This is a genomic window from Rhodococcus sp. T7, from assembly GCF_009872365.1.
Classification (GTDB): Bacteria; Actinomycetota; Actinomycetes; order Mycobacteriales; family Mycobacteriaceae; genus Rhodococcus_F.
The window spans coordinates 134,674-148,740 of record NZ_WXYH01000221.1; the positions used below are offsets into that span (position 1 = coordinate 134,674).

10 protein-coding genes are annotated in these 14,067 nt (G+C 68.2%); 4 read left to right on the forward strand and 6 right to left on the reverse strand.

The window, feature by feature from the left end; translation table 11 throughout:
* Positions 1 to 36: 36 nt before the first annotated feature.
* Complete coding sequence (locus MLGJGCBP_RS20925; protein WP_087560898.1) at positions 37 to 762, reverse strand: amino acid ABC transporter ATP-binding protein; 726 nt, start codon at positions 760 to 762, stop codon at positions 37 to 39.
* A gap of 4 nt (positions 763 to 766) precedes the next feature.
* Positions 767 to 2,578 carry an ABC transporter substrate-binding protein/permease gene (locus MLGJGCBP_RS20930; RefSeq protein ID WP_160097845.1) on the reverse strand — a complete coding sequence of 604 codons (1,812 nt, stop codon included), beginning with the start codon at positions 2,576 to 2,578 and terminating at the stop codon, positions 767 to 769.
* A gap of 134 nt (positions 2,579 to 2,712) precedes the next feature.
* On the opposite strand from MLGJGCBP_RS20930, the gene MLGJGCBP_RS20935 reads away from it, so the two are divergent.
* From MLGJGCBP_RS20935 to MLGJGCBP_RS20945, 3 genes are read left to right on the forward strand one after another with little or no spacing between them, the layout of a single operon-like run.
* A complete protein-coding gene (locus MLGJGCBP_RS20935) occupies positions 2,713 to 3,348 on the forward strand; it encodes a TetR/AcrR family transcriptional regulator C-terminal domain-containing protein (RefSeq protein ID WP_160097846.1) in 636 nt (211 codons plus the stop codon).
* A 20-nt stretch (positions 3,349 to 3,368) separates the two neighbouring features.
* Positions 3,369 to 4,691 (forward strand): class I adenylate-forming enzyme family protein, encoded by a 1,323-nt coding sequence (locus MLGJGCBP_RS20940; protein ID WP_160097847.1) that lies wholly within the window; start codon positions 3,369 to 3,371, stop codon positions 4,689 to 4,691.
* Between the two features lie 18 nt (positions 4,692 to 4,709).
* The gene (locus MLGJGCBP_RS20945; RefSeq protein ID WP_160097848.1) at positions 4,710 to 6,401 is read left to right on the forward strand and encodes an acyl-CoA dehydrogenase family protein; all 1,692 of its coding nucleotides are present in this window, start codon (positions 4,710 to 4,712) and stop codon (positions 6,399 to 6,401) included.
* Between the two features lie 60 nt (positions 6,402 to 6,461).
* Here MLGJGCBP_RS20945 and MLGJGCBP_RS20950 read toward each other — a convergent pair whose 3' ends face one another.
* The 4 genes from MLGJGCBP_RS20950 to MLGJGCBP_RS20965 all read right to left on the reverse strand — a co-directional run bounded on the left by MLGJGCBP_RS20950 (position 6,462) and on the right by MLGJGCBP_RS20965 (position 12,540).
* Entirely contained in the window at positions 6,462 to 7,775 is a 1,314-nt protein-coding gene (locus MLGJGCBP_RS20950) for a PucR family transcriptional regulator (protein WP_442972113.1), read from the reverse strand.
* Positions 7,772 to 9,205 (reverse strand): phytoene desaturase family protein, encoded by a 1,434-nt coding sequence (locus MLGJGCBP_RS20955; protein ID WP_160097849.1) that lies wholly within the window; start codon positions 9,203 to 9,205, stop codon positions 7,772 to 7,774. Before MLGJGCBP_RS20955 ends, MLGJGCBP_RS20950 begins: the two co-directional genes overlap by 4 nt.
* A complete protein-coding gene (locus tag MLGJGCBP_RS20960; RefSeq protein WP_160097850.1) occupies positions 9,202 to 11,007 on the reverse strand; it encodes a DUF3556 domain-containing protein in 1,806 nt (601 codons plus the stop codon). Before MLGJGCBP_RS20960 ends, MLGJGCBP_RS20955 begins: the two co-directional genes overlap by 4 nt.
* A gap of 66 nt (positions 11,008 to 11,073) precedes the next feature.
* On the reverse strand, positions 11,074 to 12,540 hold the full coding sequence (locus tag MLGJGCBP_RS20965) for a class I adenylate-forming enzyme family protein (protein ID WP_160097851.1): 1,467 nt from the start codon (positions 12,538 to 12,540) through the stop codon (positions 11,074 to 11,076).
* Positions 12,541 to 12,794: 254 nt separating this feature from the next.
* Between MLGJGCBP_RS20965 and MLGJGCBP_RS20970 the strand changes: the two genes are divergently transcribed.
* Positions 12,795 to 14,009, forward strand: a complete 1,215-nt coding sequence (locus tag MLGJGCBP_RS20970; protein WP_160097852.1) for an acetyl-CoA C-acetyltransferase — start codon at positions 12,795 to 12,797, stop codon at positions 14,007 to 14,009.
* Positions 14,010 to 14,067 lie beyond the last annotated feature (58 nt).

A 14,067-nucleotide genomic window follows, 5' to 3' on the forward strand; every position in this document is an offset into this window, starting at 1 on the left:
AGCTACCAAAAAGGCGCACGAGCCGCGGAGCGGCCTCTACAGCACCTGCGACAGGAACTGCTGCAGCCGTTCGGTTTCGGGCTTGTCGAACAACTGGTCCGGTGTGCCGGTCTCGACGACGGCGCCGTGGTCCATGAACAGCACGGTGTCGGACACTTCGCGGGCGAAGCCCATCTCGTGGGTGACGACGACCATCGTCATGCCACCCTTGGCGAGGTCGGCCATCAGGGCGAGCACGCCTTTCACCAGTTCGGGGTCGAGCGCCGACGTGGCCTCGTCGAAGAACATCACTTCGGGTTTCATCGCGAGGGCGCGGGCGATCGCGACGCGCTGCTGCTGCCCGCCGGACAGGTTGCCGGGCCGTGAGTCGGCCTTGTTGGCGAGGCCGACGAGTTCGAGTTGCTCGAGCGCCAGCGACCGCGCCTCGTCCTTCGACATGCCCTTGAGCTTGCGGGGGCCGAGGGCGATGTTGTCGACGACGGTCTTGTGCGGGAACAGGTTGAAGTGCTGGAACACCATGCCGATGCGCTGCCGCAGCTTGTCGGGGTTGTCCTGCAGCACGGACTTGCCGTCGAGGAGGACGTCGCCCTGGTCGGGTTCGTGCAGCCGATTGAGGACCCGCAACAGGGTGGACTTGCCGGAGCCGGACGGTCCGATGACGGTGACGGTGTCGCCGGCGTCGACGTGGAGGTCGACGCCGCGCAGCACCTGGTTGGTGCCGAACGCGAGGTGCAGGTTGGTTCCAGTGAGAGAGACGGCCATCGCCCTATCCCCTTTCCACGACGATGGACTGTTCCACCGGGTCGAGCGTGCCGGACGTATCGGCGCGGCCGGTGCGCAGACGGTTGTCGATGTAGTTGACGAGGTGCGTCAGCGGGATGGTGAGCGCCAGGTAGAACAGGCCGGCGGCGACGAGCGGTGACAGGTTGCCGGTCTGCGCGTTGAGGTCGCGGCCGACGGCGAACAGTTCCCGCTGGCTGACGAGGAGGCCGAGGAAGTAGATCAGCGACGAGTCCTTGATCAGCGAGATGAACTGGTTCATCAGCGCGGGCAGCACCCGCCGCACACCCTGCGGGACCACGACGAGCGTCATCGACTTCCGGTAGCTGAAGCCGAGCGCCCGGGACGCCTCGAGCTGCCCGGGTTCGACGCTCTGGATGCCGGACCGGAAGATCTCACCGATGTACGCGGACGCCAGCAGCGACAGCGCGGCGGCGCCGAGCCAGTACGGGTTGTTGCCGGTGAGTCCCTTGACGACGGGCCCGACGCCGAGCCCGACGATGAGGATGATGACGACGGCGGGCAGACCGCGGAACACGTCCGTGTAGACGCGGGCGGGCCAGCGCAGCCAGCGGGTGCGGGAGATGCCGGCCATCGCGAGCAGCATGCCGAGGACGGTGCCGACGATGCCGGATGCCAACGCCAGGATCAGCGTGTTCGGCAGACCGGTCTTCAGTAGGTCGGGGAAGGCCCGCGTGTAGAGGTTCCAGTCGAAGAACGTGTCCTTCAGTTGCTGGAGTGTCGACTTGGGTTCGGCGACGGGGGTTTCGGTGGTGTTGTTCGCGTTCTGGGCGGCGAGCGCGGCGAAGTCCGGGAGGTCGGGCGCCGGCGCCGCCTTGCTGCCCGGTTTCCAGCCCTCGGGCAGTTCGCGGGGCACCCAGTCGGAGTACAGCTGGGCCCAGGTGCCGTCGGCGATGACGGCATCGAGCCCGGAGTTGAGTGCGTCGACGAGCGGCTGGTTCTCCTTGTTGACGGCCCAGCCCACATAGTTGTTGACGCTGAAGGTGTTCTCGACGATCGACGTGGGATCGCCCGGTGCGATGGCGCCCTCGGCCTGCTGCGACGGCGCGACCCAGGCGTCGATCTGCCCCGTCTTGAGGTTGGCGTACGCAGTGGCGTAGTCGGGGAACTTCACCGGGTTCAGCTTCAGCGTGTTGACGACGTAGTCGTCCTGGACGGTGCCCTGGACGACGCCGATGCGGGTCGACGCGTTCAGGTCGTCGAAGCTCTGGATCGGTCCGCCGTTGGGAACGACGAGCGAGAAGTAGCCGAAGTCGTAGCCGTTGGTGAAGCCGACGGTGTTGCGGCGTTCGTCCGTCGTGGTGATGGACGAGGACCCGACGTCGAAGCGGCGCCCGGCCACCTGGGCGAGAAGCCCGGCGAACTCGGTGCCGACGAAGTCGACACGCAGGCCCAGCTTGTCGGCGACGGCCCGCAGCAGTTCGTTGTCGTAGCCGGTGAACTGATTGTCCGAGTTCACGCAGATGCTCGGCGGTGCGTCGGACAGGGTGCCGACGGTGAGCACCCCGGGGGTGATGAGGTTCAGTTTCGACGTGTCGATCTGGTCGAGCGGGGTGGTCGACGGCGTCGTGTAGCGGTCTTCGGCCGCGGCACCCGAGGCGGCGAGGTTGGTCGGGGCGGCGGTGGCCGCGCCGACTCCCGGCGGGGAACACAGATCCTGCGGCGCCGACCCCGAGTTGTCGCCGCCGCTCGAACACGACGACAGGGTCAACGCCAGCAGGGCGGTGAGCAGTAACGCCACCACCACACGGATCTTCGCTCCGACGGAAGAAAACATGGTGAGCAGCGTAACCCTGGCAGGCGGGATCTCCGGGCTCGGAGGACGCCTCGGCGACGCCCGTCACTCTCCTTGTTTGTCATACAAACAAGAAGAAGTTATTGTTTGTCGTACAAACAACTTGGAGGGCAGCCATGGCGTCGCAGACGGGCCGAGCAGCGCGCGGAACCCGGGAGTCCGGTCGGCAGACCCGCGACGCCCTGTTCACCGCCGCCACCGAACTGTTCCTCGAGCATGGCGACGGCGTCGCGATCACGCAGATCTGCGCCGCCGCCGGCGCCCACCCCAACCAGGTGACGTATTACTACGGGTCCAAGGAGCGGCTCTTCGTCGAGGTGGCCTGCGCTGCCGTGCTGCGCGCAGGCAAGCGGGCCGAGGACGACGCCGCCACCGCGGAGACCGTCGGCGACTACACGGAGAAGCTCGTCGGCTCCCTGCTCGGGGCGGGCGCACCCAGCGTCGAATTGTTCGTGGAAGCGATGCTCATGACGGGCCGCCGCGGCGAACTCCGCGACCTCATCACCGACACTCTCCGCACCCTGCACTCCTCGGGCGAGGACGCACTCATCCGCACCCTGATGCGCACCGGGTGGCAGCTGCGCGCCGGCATCGACGTCGAGGCGAAGGCGTTCTGGTCGGCGATCTTCGGACTGGTGATCCAGAAGACCGCCACCGGCGAGAGCTTCGGCTATTCGCTCGAGGAGGCCGTCGCCGTCATCTTCGCGAACCTGCAGATCCCCGAGACCGTCCTCAACACCTCCATCGACTGAACCCCTCTTCAAGGAGCGCGATGAACGTCGTTCGCGTATTCGACAGCAACGTCCGCAAGACGCCCGACAAGGCGTTTCTCCACTTCCAGGGCCGGAACCATACGTATGGTTCCGTGCAGGACGGCAGCCGCCACGCCGCGGCACTCCTGCGGAAACTGGGGGTCGGGCGCGGTGACCGCGTCGCCCTCATGTGTTTCAACACCCCCGGCTTCGTCTACGCCATGCTCGGCGCCTGGCGCATCGGCGCGGTGGTGGTGCCGGTCAACCACAAGATGCAGGCGCCCGAGGTCGACTACGTCCTGCGGCACGCGCACGTGCAGGTGTGCGTCTTCGACGGCGAACTCGCGCCCGTGATCGAGCGGTTGCAGACGTCGGTGGTGCTGCTGTCCACCGACACCGCAGTGGACGGGTGCACCTTTTTCGACGACGCGATCGCGGACCTCGACCCGATCGACGGCATCGACGTCGACGAGAACGACCCCGCCGAGATCCTCTACACGTCCGGCACCACCGGCGCGCCCAAGGGCTGCGTGCACAGCCACCGCACCCTCGTGCGCGTCGCGACCACGGCGGCACTCGGCCTGTCCATCACCCGCGACGAGCGGCTGCTGATGGCCGTCCCGATCTGGCACGCGTCCCCGCTGAACAACGGGCTGATGGCCACGCTGTACATGGGTGGCACCGTGGTGCTCCTGCGCGAATATCACCCCGTCCGGTTCCTGGAAGCGGTTCAGCAGCAACGCATCACATTGTGCTTCGGGCCGCCGGTCATCTACACGACGGCACTGAACGCGGTCCCCGACTTCGCCGCCTACGACCTGTCGAGTGTCCGGGCCTGGCTGTACGGCGGCGGGCCGATCGGCGCCGACGTGCCCGCCGGGGGGATCGGCGAGATCTGGGTGCGCACCGATACCGTGATGCAGGGCTACCTCGACGACCCCGACCCCACCGCGGCCGTCTTCGCCGACGACGGCTGGTACCGCACCGGCGATCTCGCCCGCACGGACGACGACGGCTACCTCTTCATCGTCGACCGCGCGAAGGACATGATCATCACCGGCGGTGAGAACGTCTATTCCAAGGAAGTGGAGGACGCCATCTCCGGCCACCCCGACGTCGTCGACGTCGCCGTCGTGGGACGCCCGCACCCCGAGTGGGGCGAGACCGTCGTCGCGCACGTCGTGTGGCGGGAACCGGACGTCGTGGGAGCCGACGACCTCCGCGACTACCTGTCGGACAAGCTGGCCCGCTACAAGATTCCCCGCGACTACGTGTTCGCCACAGTGCTGCCCCGCACCCCCACCGGCAAGATCCAGAAGCACCTGATCCGCACCGCGAGCTGACTCACGAAAGACACCGCCATGACTACTTTTTCCGAAACGAACGTCACCCATCCCGCACCCCACCGGACGCACACCGTGCTCAACCAGTCGGTGCCCCGCATCGACGTCAACGAGTTCACACTCGACACGGTGTTGTCCGAAGGTGTGCGCCGCCACGACGCCGACTGGGCCACTGCGGAACTCGCCGACATCGGCGCGCTCGTCGGCAGCGCCACATTCCAGCACGACGCCGAACTCGCCAACACGATCATTCCCGAACTGAAGACGTTCGACCGCTGGGGCAACCGGATCGACGAGGTCGAATACCACCCGTCCTACCACCGGATCATCTCCGCGGCCGTCGCACACGGCGCGCACACGTCGGCGTGGGCCGATCCGAAACCCGGCGCAAATGTCGCTCGTGCAGCCGCATTCATGCTGTTCGCGCAGATCGAGCCGGGCCACTCCTGTCCGATCTCGATGACCAACGCCGTCATCCCGTCCCTCGAACTGCAACCCGACGTCGCCGCGATCTGGAAGCCGCGCGCCCTGTCCCGCAGCTACACCCCGGAACTCGACGCACCGGGCAAGGCGTCCGCGATCTTCGGCATGTCGATGACGGAGAAGCAGGGCGGCTCCGACGTCCGCGCCAACACCACCGTCGCGAAGCCCGCGGGCCGCGGCGGTCCCGGCGCCGACTACCTGCTCACCGGCCACAAGTGGTTCTGCTCCGCACCGATGTCCGACGCGTTCCTCGTGCTCGCGCAGGCGGAAGGTGCAGGCGGCGAAGGTCTCTCGTGCTTCCTGCTGCCGCGGATCCTCCCGGACGGCACCCGCAACGTCTTCCGCATCCAGCGGCTGAAGAACAAACTCGGCAACAAGTCCAACGCGTCGTCCGAGATCGAACTCGACGGCACCGTCGGCGTCATGGTCGGCGAACCCGGTCGCGGGGTCCGCACCATCATCGAGATGGTTGCGCGCACCCGCCTCGACTGCGTGCTCGGCAGCGCGGCGGGGATGCGGCAGTCCGTCGCCGAGGCCGTATGGCACGCCCGGCACCGTGCCGCGTTCGGTGCCGTCCTGGCCGATCAGCCCGCCATGACGTCGGTGCTCGCCGACCTCGCGCTCGAGTCCGAGGCGGCCACCGTCACCGCCCTGCGACTCGCCCGCGCCCACGACGAGGACGCGAGCGAGCAGGAACGCAGCTTCCGCCGGCTCGCGACCGCCGTCGCGAAGTACTGGATCTGCAAGCGCGGCCCGCACCACGCCTACGAGGCACTGGAATGCCTGGGCGGCAACGGCTACACCGAGGACTTCCCGCTCGCCCGCCGCTACCGCGAACAGCCCGTCATGGCCGTCTGGGAGGGATCGGGGAACGTCATCGCCCTCGACGTCCTGCGCGCGATGACCCGCGAACCCGACAGCGTCGCCGCGTTCGACACCGAGGTGAACCTGGCTCGCGGCGCCAACACCGTGCTGGACGCGCACCTCGACCGGGTCCGTACGCAACTCGGCGAACTCGCCGGACTCGACCCCGCCGACGCCCAACGCCGCGCCCGCGCCGTCGTCGAATCGATGGCCCTCGCGCTGCAGGCGTCGCTGCTCACCCGGTTCTCGCCCGCCGCCGTCGCGGACTGTTTCGTCGACGCCCGCCTCGGCCCCGACCGCGGCCACGAATACGGCACCCTCTCCCCGGCCGCCGACCTGCGGGCGATCCTGAAACGCGCGTAGCGCCCGTGCGCCTTTTTGGTAGCCGGAACAACCAGAAAGGCGCACAGGCGGCGGAGCCGCCTACCGCAGGACCGTCGGGCCCAGGAACTCGCATACCTGCAGGGCGAGTGCGAGATCCAGCTTGCTGTGTGTGCCGGTGGCTGGGTCGCCGAGTGCCTTGGTAATGCGGTATTTGACGGTGTTGCGGTGCAGGTTCATCTGCTGCGCGGTGTGGAGGTGGCTTTCGCCGGTCGCGAAGTAGGTGCTCAGCGTGGCCCGCAGGGTCGCGGCCTGGTCGGTGTTCTCCGCGAGCGGGCCGAGGACCTCCCACACCCACGCGCGGGTGGAGTCCAGGTTCTCGGCGAGGAGGGACACGACGGCGACGCCGCGGTCGCCGAAACCGACGATCGGCCGGACCTGGGTGTGGGGCACGGTGGCGACGGAGTAGGCGGCCCGCGCCTGTTCGTGCGACCGCCGGAATCCGGCGACCCCGGGCGCGGGCAGGCCGATCGCGGTCCGGATGCCGGGCTTCGACGGCAGGGTGGCGGCGAGTTCGGTGGTGTCGAGGACCGGCTTGCGGCGACCGAAAGGGAGCCAAGCCCAGAGGGTTCGACGGTCGATGGCGGTGACGATGGGAGCCGAGTCGGTGGCGAGGTGGCGGGCGAGGTCGCGCACGTAGTGGTCGAGCGCGTTGAGGCTCGCCTCGGTGTCGGCACCGGTGGACCACAGGATCATCGCGACATGTGTCTGGTCGAGTCGGTACTGCGTCTCGGTCTCGAACGCGGACCCGTCGGAGCCGGTTCCTGTGAGGAGGGTGTGGATGGTCGACGAGTGCACGTTGCCGCGGGCCCCCAGCCACCGCCGCCGTTCCTGCTCGTAGGCGTCGAACACGTACAGCGTGATCCAGTCGATGTAGCTGTACACTACCTCCGAAATATGTTTGAGCACAGCAAGAGTCAGCGGACCGGGCAGTTCGAGGGCGCCGACCTCGTCGTAGCAGATCTTCATCAGATCGTCCTGGCCCATGTGATACGCGCGCACCAGCGAGTTCGACGACACGTCGCGTTGCGCCAGCCGCAGCGCGTACTCCACGGCGGCGGTGGTGGGCTGGAGATGGTCGACGGGAATGTCGTTGGCCAGAACGTGGACGATTGTCGAGACGTTGCCGTGCACACTGGCCTCGAGTAGTTCGACGAGTTGCGGGTCCTCGTCGAGTTGGTCGATCTCGTGCGCGAGCAGCGCGCTCATCGCGCGGGTGATCTCCGCCTGCCGCGCATCGAGTTTCCGTGCGATGCCGGCAACGATGTCGAGGACCTCGGTCTCCGCCATCGCCGGCACCCGCGCCATCCGGCGACGGGCACCGGCGCGGCGGTCACTGGGGGCGGGACTGCTCACAGCACGTCCCCTCCGGCGCGGCGCAGATAACGTAGCGCGGACTGGGCGGCGTTGTACCCGCACATGCCGTGCGCGCCGGCGCCGGGCGGTGCGGACGCCGAGCACAGGTAGGTGCCCGGAATCCCGGTGCTGTACGGGTCGAGGGCGATCCGGGGCCGCAGCACTACCTGGGTTTCGGTGTTGGCGCCGCCGATGATGTCGCCGCCGACATAGTTCGCGTTGGACGCGGCCAGTTGCACGGGACCACTGCTGACGGTGGCGACGACGCGGTCCCGGAACCCGGGGGCGAACCGTTCGATCTGCGCGACCACCGCCTCGGTCGCGTCCCCGGAGTACCCGTGCGGGACATGGGCGTACGCGTACAGCGGGTGCAGGTTCCCGTTCGACCGTCCGGGGTCGGCGACATACTGCTGTCCGACGAGGACGAACGGCCGCTGCGGCATCCGGCCCGTCGCGACGGCGCGTTCGGCGTCGGCGATCTCCGCGAAAGTGCCACCCAGGTGCACGGTTCCGGCACGACCGCAGGCGGGGTCGGTCCACGGCACCCCGCCGTCGACGGCGAAGTCGACCTTGAACGCGGCGGGTCCGTGCCGGTACCGGCGGTAGGCCTTGGCGACCCGCGGCGGCAACCGGTCGCCGAGGATGTCGGCGGCGGCGGACGGTGCGAGGTCGAGGAGGACGACGTCCGCCTGCGGAATGTCCCGCACACTGCGGACCCGGGTGCCGGTGGTGATCTTGCCGCCCCAGTCGGTGAACATCGCGGCGAGCGCGGCGGTGATCGACTGCGACCCGCCCTCGGCGACCGGCCAGCCGTAGCGGTGCCCGGCGGCGACGATCATCAACCCGACCGCGGACGTCGCGGGCCGGTCGAGACGGTAGTACGCGTGCGCGGCGACGCCGCCGAACAGTGCGCGGGCCTTCTCCGTGCGCCACCAGCGGGCCGTGACGGTGGCCGGGAGCAGGGCGCGCGGGCCGAAACTCGCGAGCTTGATCGGGTGCCGGGGGACGTTGGCGATTGGGCGCATGAGGTCGGCGGCGAGGTCGTCGAAGCCGTCGGCGAGTCCGCCGAACATCCGCTGCCAGCGGGTTCCGTCGTCGCCCAGGCCGGCGGCGGTGTCCTCGACGGAGCGGTGCAGCAGCCCGGCGTCGCCGGTGTCGAGGGGGTGCGCGCAGTCGATCTCCGGCCACTTCCACGTCAGCCCGAACCGTTCGAGGTCGAGGGTCCGCAGGTACGGCGACCCGGCGCCCATCGGGTGGAAGGCGGAGCACTCGTCGTGCAGCAGTCCGGGGATGGTGAGTTCGCCGGAGCGGGTGCCGCCGCCGATGGTGTCGGCGGCCTCGAGGACCTGGACGTCGACGCCGTGCCGGGCGAGGTGGACCGCGGCGGCGAGCCCGTTGGGCCCGCTACCGACCACGACCGCGGTCGTCACGGCCGCACCGCCACGTTCGACTTCGGCAACCCGCTCTCCTTGTCCTTTCCCTCCAGTCTCCACTGCACGTCGAACGGAATGGGCCCGTTCGGCAGCCACGGCTGCTCGTTGATCGCGTCCGACACCTTGTAGGTGCCCCGTTCGATGACCCCGAGGGCGGCGTCGATCACCTTGTACTCCTGAATGCCCTTGTGGATGGGCTGCGATTCGATCCAGGCGATCACGAATTCGCCCGGCGCGAAGTTGCAGCGGCGCTGCAGTGCGGCGATCAGGAACTCGTTGTGCAGGTGGCCGTCACCGAAGTTGAACGCCACCAGCGAGTTGCAGCTGAACTCGGCCTCCCGAAGCGAGTACGTGTCGATGTCGTCGCCGAGGTGCCGGCTCATCAGCGACAGCAGGGCGCGGCCCTGGCTGTGCATCGACCGCCAGCCGAGCAGCTGATGCATCACCACGTCCGCGACCTCCGGCGGGTAGGTGGCGAGCAACTGGGTGCGGGTGTTCTGGCTGGGCCGCTTCACGAATTGGTCGAGCTTCTCCTCGGCGCCCGGCGCGAACGCCCAGGTGGCCGACGCCCAGTTGCCGGCGTATTGGCGCATCGACGGCAGGAACGAGACGAGGTCGGGGCGCAGGTTGCCGAGGATCGGGAAGAACACCAGGGCGGCGACGATCACCGCGGTCAGCCACACCGAGGACATGTCGGCGACACCGTACCCGTCCCAGGCGGGGAATCCGACGAACAGGAAGATCGACGCGTAGGCGAAAAGCAGATTCCATTCGAGCGGCACCGCGAGCGGGAACGTCGACAAGATGAACAGGTGGAACGCCACCATCAACGCGACCGCGAGCAGCGTCAGCGTGCGATTGGTGGAGAACAGCAGCACCAGCGGCGTCACCACCTCCACGACCGTGCCGAGCACGTGGGCGACACCACCGGCGACGATCGACGGTCGCAGGTCCTCGGGGAAATTGCGGTAGTGGGCGCGCTTGATCTTCTTGAACGGCATCCACGGGGTGTTGGACAGCATCGGCGGGACCACCATCGAGAAGTGGTGTCCGAGCTTGGAGATCCCGGCGCCGACCCACACCGACACGATGAGCAGCTTGAGCGCGATGATCATGTCGACGAACGGCAGGACTCCGAAGAAGACGACCGCCGGGAAATACTGCTCGCCGCGGGCGGCGATGAAGATGACCTTGTCTCGCAGCCCGATCACGATCAGCAGTGCGATCAGCGGCAACAGGAGCGTGGGGTCGACCAGGCCGTGGTTGCCGGGCAGCACCGCGTCGATGGATGGTGTGTGCACGCCGGCGAACCCGAGCGTGAGCACGATGTTGATCAGAATTGCGGCGTAGATCAGGACGTCGAACACGGTGCGGGTGTCCCCGGAGGTGAGCGGTACCTTCCCCGGCCACGGTGGGAGCCGGATGGTGCCGGGCCGGAGCCAGAACAGGGCGCCACCCATCATCGGCTTGAAGTGGCCGGCGAGCGGACCCCAGGAACCGCCCAGGCCAATGGTCTCGATCAGCAGGGTCCACAGGATCAGTTTCTGGTACACGATCGGTGCGTTCCACCACGCGCCGACGTCGAGCACGTTGTACCCGGAGGTGAACGTCGCGATCGACAGTCCGGCGCCCAGGTAGAGGACGAGCAGTTTCAGAATGTAGATGGTGTGCACCATCTTCGGGGTACCGAAGCCGTAGTCGACCCAATGCGTCGACATGGCGCGGATCCGGTCGAAGAAGGGTCGGTCGAGGAAGGTGGCGGGGTCGACTTCGGGGAAGTTCCCGGTCTTGAATCCCATGGGGAGGCTCCTTGTGGGTAGGGGTCATCGCCTCGGGTGGCGCCCGAGGTCTGGGGTGGTGCCGGATCAGTTGACGGCGGCGGTCCGGTGTCTGCTGCGCAGTCCGGGCTTGTCGATCTTGCCGACGGGGTTGCGGGGCAGCGCGTCGACGACGTGAATGGCCACGGGCAGTTTGACTTTCGTGAGCCGGTCGCGCAGGTGCTCGTCGAGCTGCTCGTCGGTGACCGGGCTGTCGGGGTAGGCGACGACGTAGGCGACCGGGACCTCGCCGTACACCTCGTGCGGCGCGCCGATCACGGCCGCCTCGAGGACGTCGTCGTGGGTGGCGAGGGCGTTCTCGATCTCCTTGGGGTAGATGTTCTCGCCGCCGCGGATGATCATGTCCTTGATGCGGTCGACGAGGGTGAGGTACCCGTCCTCGTCGAGGCGGCCGACGTCGCCGGTGTGCAGCCACCCGTCGACGACGGTACGTTCGGTTTCTTCGGGCCGTCCGAGGTAGCCGCGCATCACGTTCGCGCCCCGGATCACCACCTCCCCGACGGTCCCCACCGGTGCCGGTGCGCCGGACTCGTCGACGATCGCGATGGTCTGACCCGGCAGCGCGGGGCCGACCGTGCCCAGCTTGCGGACACCGCCCGGCGGGTTGCACGCCGACGCGCACGTCCCCTCGGTCAGCCCGTAGCCCTCGACGATGGCGAGACCGAAACGCTGCTCGGCGCGGTCGAGGAGTTCCTTCGAGATCGGGGCGGCCCCGCACACCGCGAACCGCAGCGACGAGAGGTCGGTGGCGGCGTCCTGGGAAACCAGCAGGGCGTAGATGGTCGGGACCGCGGAGAAGTACGTCGGGCGCAGGCGGGCGACGTCGTCGAAGAACCGGGCCGGAGAGAAGCGTCCGGTGACGCTCAGCTGACCGCCGGCCAGCATCGGGGTCAGGAAGCTGACGCAGATCGCGTTGACATGGAATAGCGGCAGAATCAGCAGGCAGTGGTCGTCGGCGGTGAGCGAGAAGTGCTGCACCATCGACGAACTCATGAACTGCAGGTTGTCGTGGGTGAGCATCACGCCCTTGGGTTGTCCGGTCGAACCGGACGTGTAGATCAGCAGGGCAACGTCGTCTGCGCTGGAGGTCGCGCCCGGCGCCCAGTCGGGGTCGGGAGTGGTCGCCATGTCGTCGACGGCGATCGCCTGCCGGCCGCCGGTGGGTGCGTCCGGTCCCTCGTTGACGACGAGAACTGCCGCGGCGTCCGCGATCTGATACGCGGCCTCCGTCGCGGTGAAGGTGGGATTGACCGGGGTCGCGGTCGCTCCGATCCGCCAGGCGGCCATGAGAGCGACGAGCAGTTCGGCGCGGTTGGGCAGCATGATCGCGATGACGTCACCGCGACCGACGCCGTGCCCGGACAACTGCGCGGCGAACGCGTCGACCCGCTGCGCGAACTGCCGGTAGGTCAGGTCGAGGCGGTCGTCGCGCAGGCACGGCGCATCTGCGCGCTGCGCGGCGAGGTCCCAAGCGAAATAGCCGATGTGCGACACGATTTCGATCCCCTTAAGTGGTGGTGTGATCCACGACACTATCGGCGGGTGTGAGGATGAGAAACGGTCTCGGGGGCTCGAGTTCGCGCGCCGCGTTGTCGGTTGAGCACAACCGCGGGCATCCAGGGGTTGACACCGTGCCGCAGCCGTGGTCAATATATGCAAACGCTTAGAAAATAAGCATATGCTTAGAACTGAGGGGCTGCAGGTCCGCACCGACTGCCGTCCACCACGTCAATCGGTAGGAGTTACCCGTGCCCGAGGCCGTCATCGTTTCCATTGCCCGTTCCCCGATCGGTCGCGCCATGAAGGGGTCGCTGGTCGGCATGCGCCCCGACGACCTCGCCGCGCAGATGGTGCAGGCGGCCCTCGACAAGGTGCCCGCCCTCGACCCGACCGACGTCAACGACCTCATCCTGGGCTGCGGCCTGCCCGGCGGTGAGCAGGGCTTCAACATGGGCCGCAACGTCGCCGTCCAGCTCGGCTACGACTTCATTCCCGGCACTACCATCACCCGCTATTGTTCCTCGTCGCTGCAGACCACCCGGATGGCGCTGCACGCCATCAAGGCCGGCGAGGGGGATGTGTTCATCTCCGCCGGCGTCGAAACGGTGTCCCGGTTCGTGAAGGGCAACTCCGATTCGCTGCCCGACACCCAGAACCCGCTCTACGCGGACGCGCAGACCCGCACCGAGAAGCTCGCCCAGGGCGGCCAGACCTGGGTCGACCCCCGGCAGGAGGGTCTGGTCCCCGACACCTACATCGCGATGGGCCAGACCGCCGAGAACGTCGCCCAGGTCACCGGCATCACCCGCGAGGAGCAGGACCGCTGGGCGGTGCGCTCCCAGAACCGCGCCGAGGAAGCGATCGAGAACGGTTTCTTCGCACGGGAGATCACCCCGGTCACCCTGCCCGACGGCACCGTCGTCTCCGCCGACGACGGCCCCCGCGCCGGTACCAGCTACGAGGCCGTCTCCCGGCTGAAGCCGGTGTTCCGCCCGGACGGCACCGTGACCGCCGGTAACGCGTGCCCGCTCAACGACGGCGCCGCCGCCCTGGTGATCATGTCCGACACCAAGGCCAAGGAACTCGGTCTGACGCCGCTGGCGCGGATCGTGTCGACCGGGGTGTCCGGTCTGTCGCCGGAGATCATGGGCCTCGGCCCGATCGAGGCGTCGAAGCGTGCCCTCGCGATCGCGGGGTTGGGTATCTCCGACATCGACCTCGTCGAGATCAACGAGGCGTTCGCGGTGCAGGTGATCGGGTCGGCGCGGGAGCTGAACATCGACGAGGACAAGCTGAACGTCTCCGGCGGCGCGATCGCCCTCGGTCACCCGTTCGGCATGACCGGCGCCCGCATCACCGCCACCCTGCTGAACAACCTGACCACCCACGACAAGCAGTTCGGCCTCGAAACCATGTGCGTCGGAGGCGGTCAGGGCATGGCCATGGTCCTCGAGCGGCTGTAGGCGGCTCCGCCGCCCGTGCGCCTTTCTGGTTGTTCCAGCTACCAAAAAGGCGCACGAG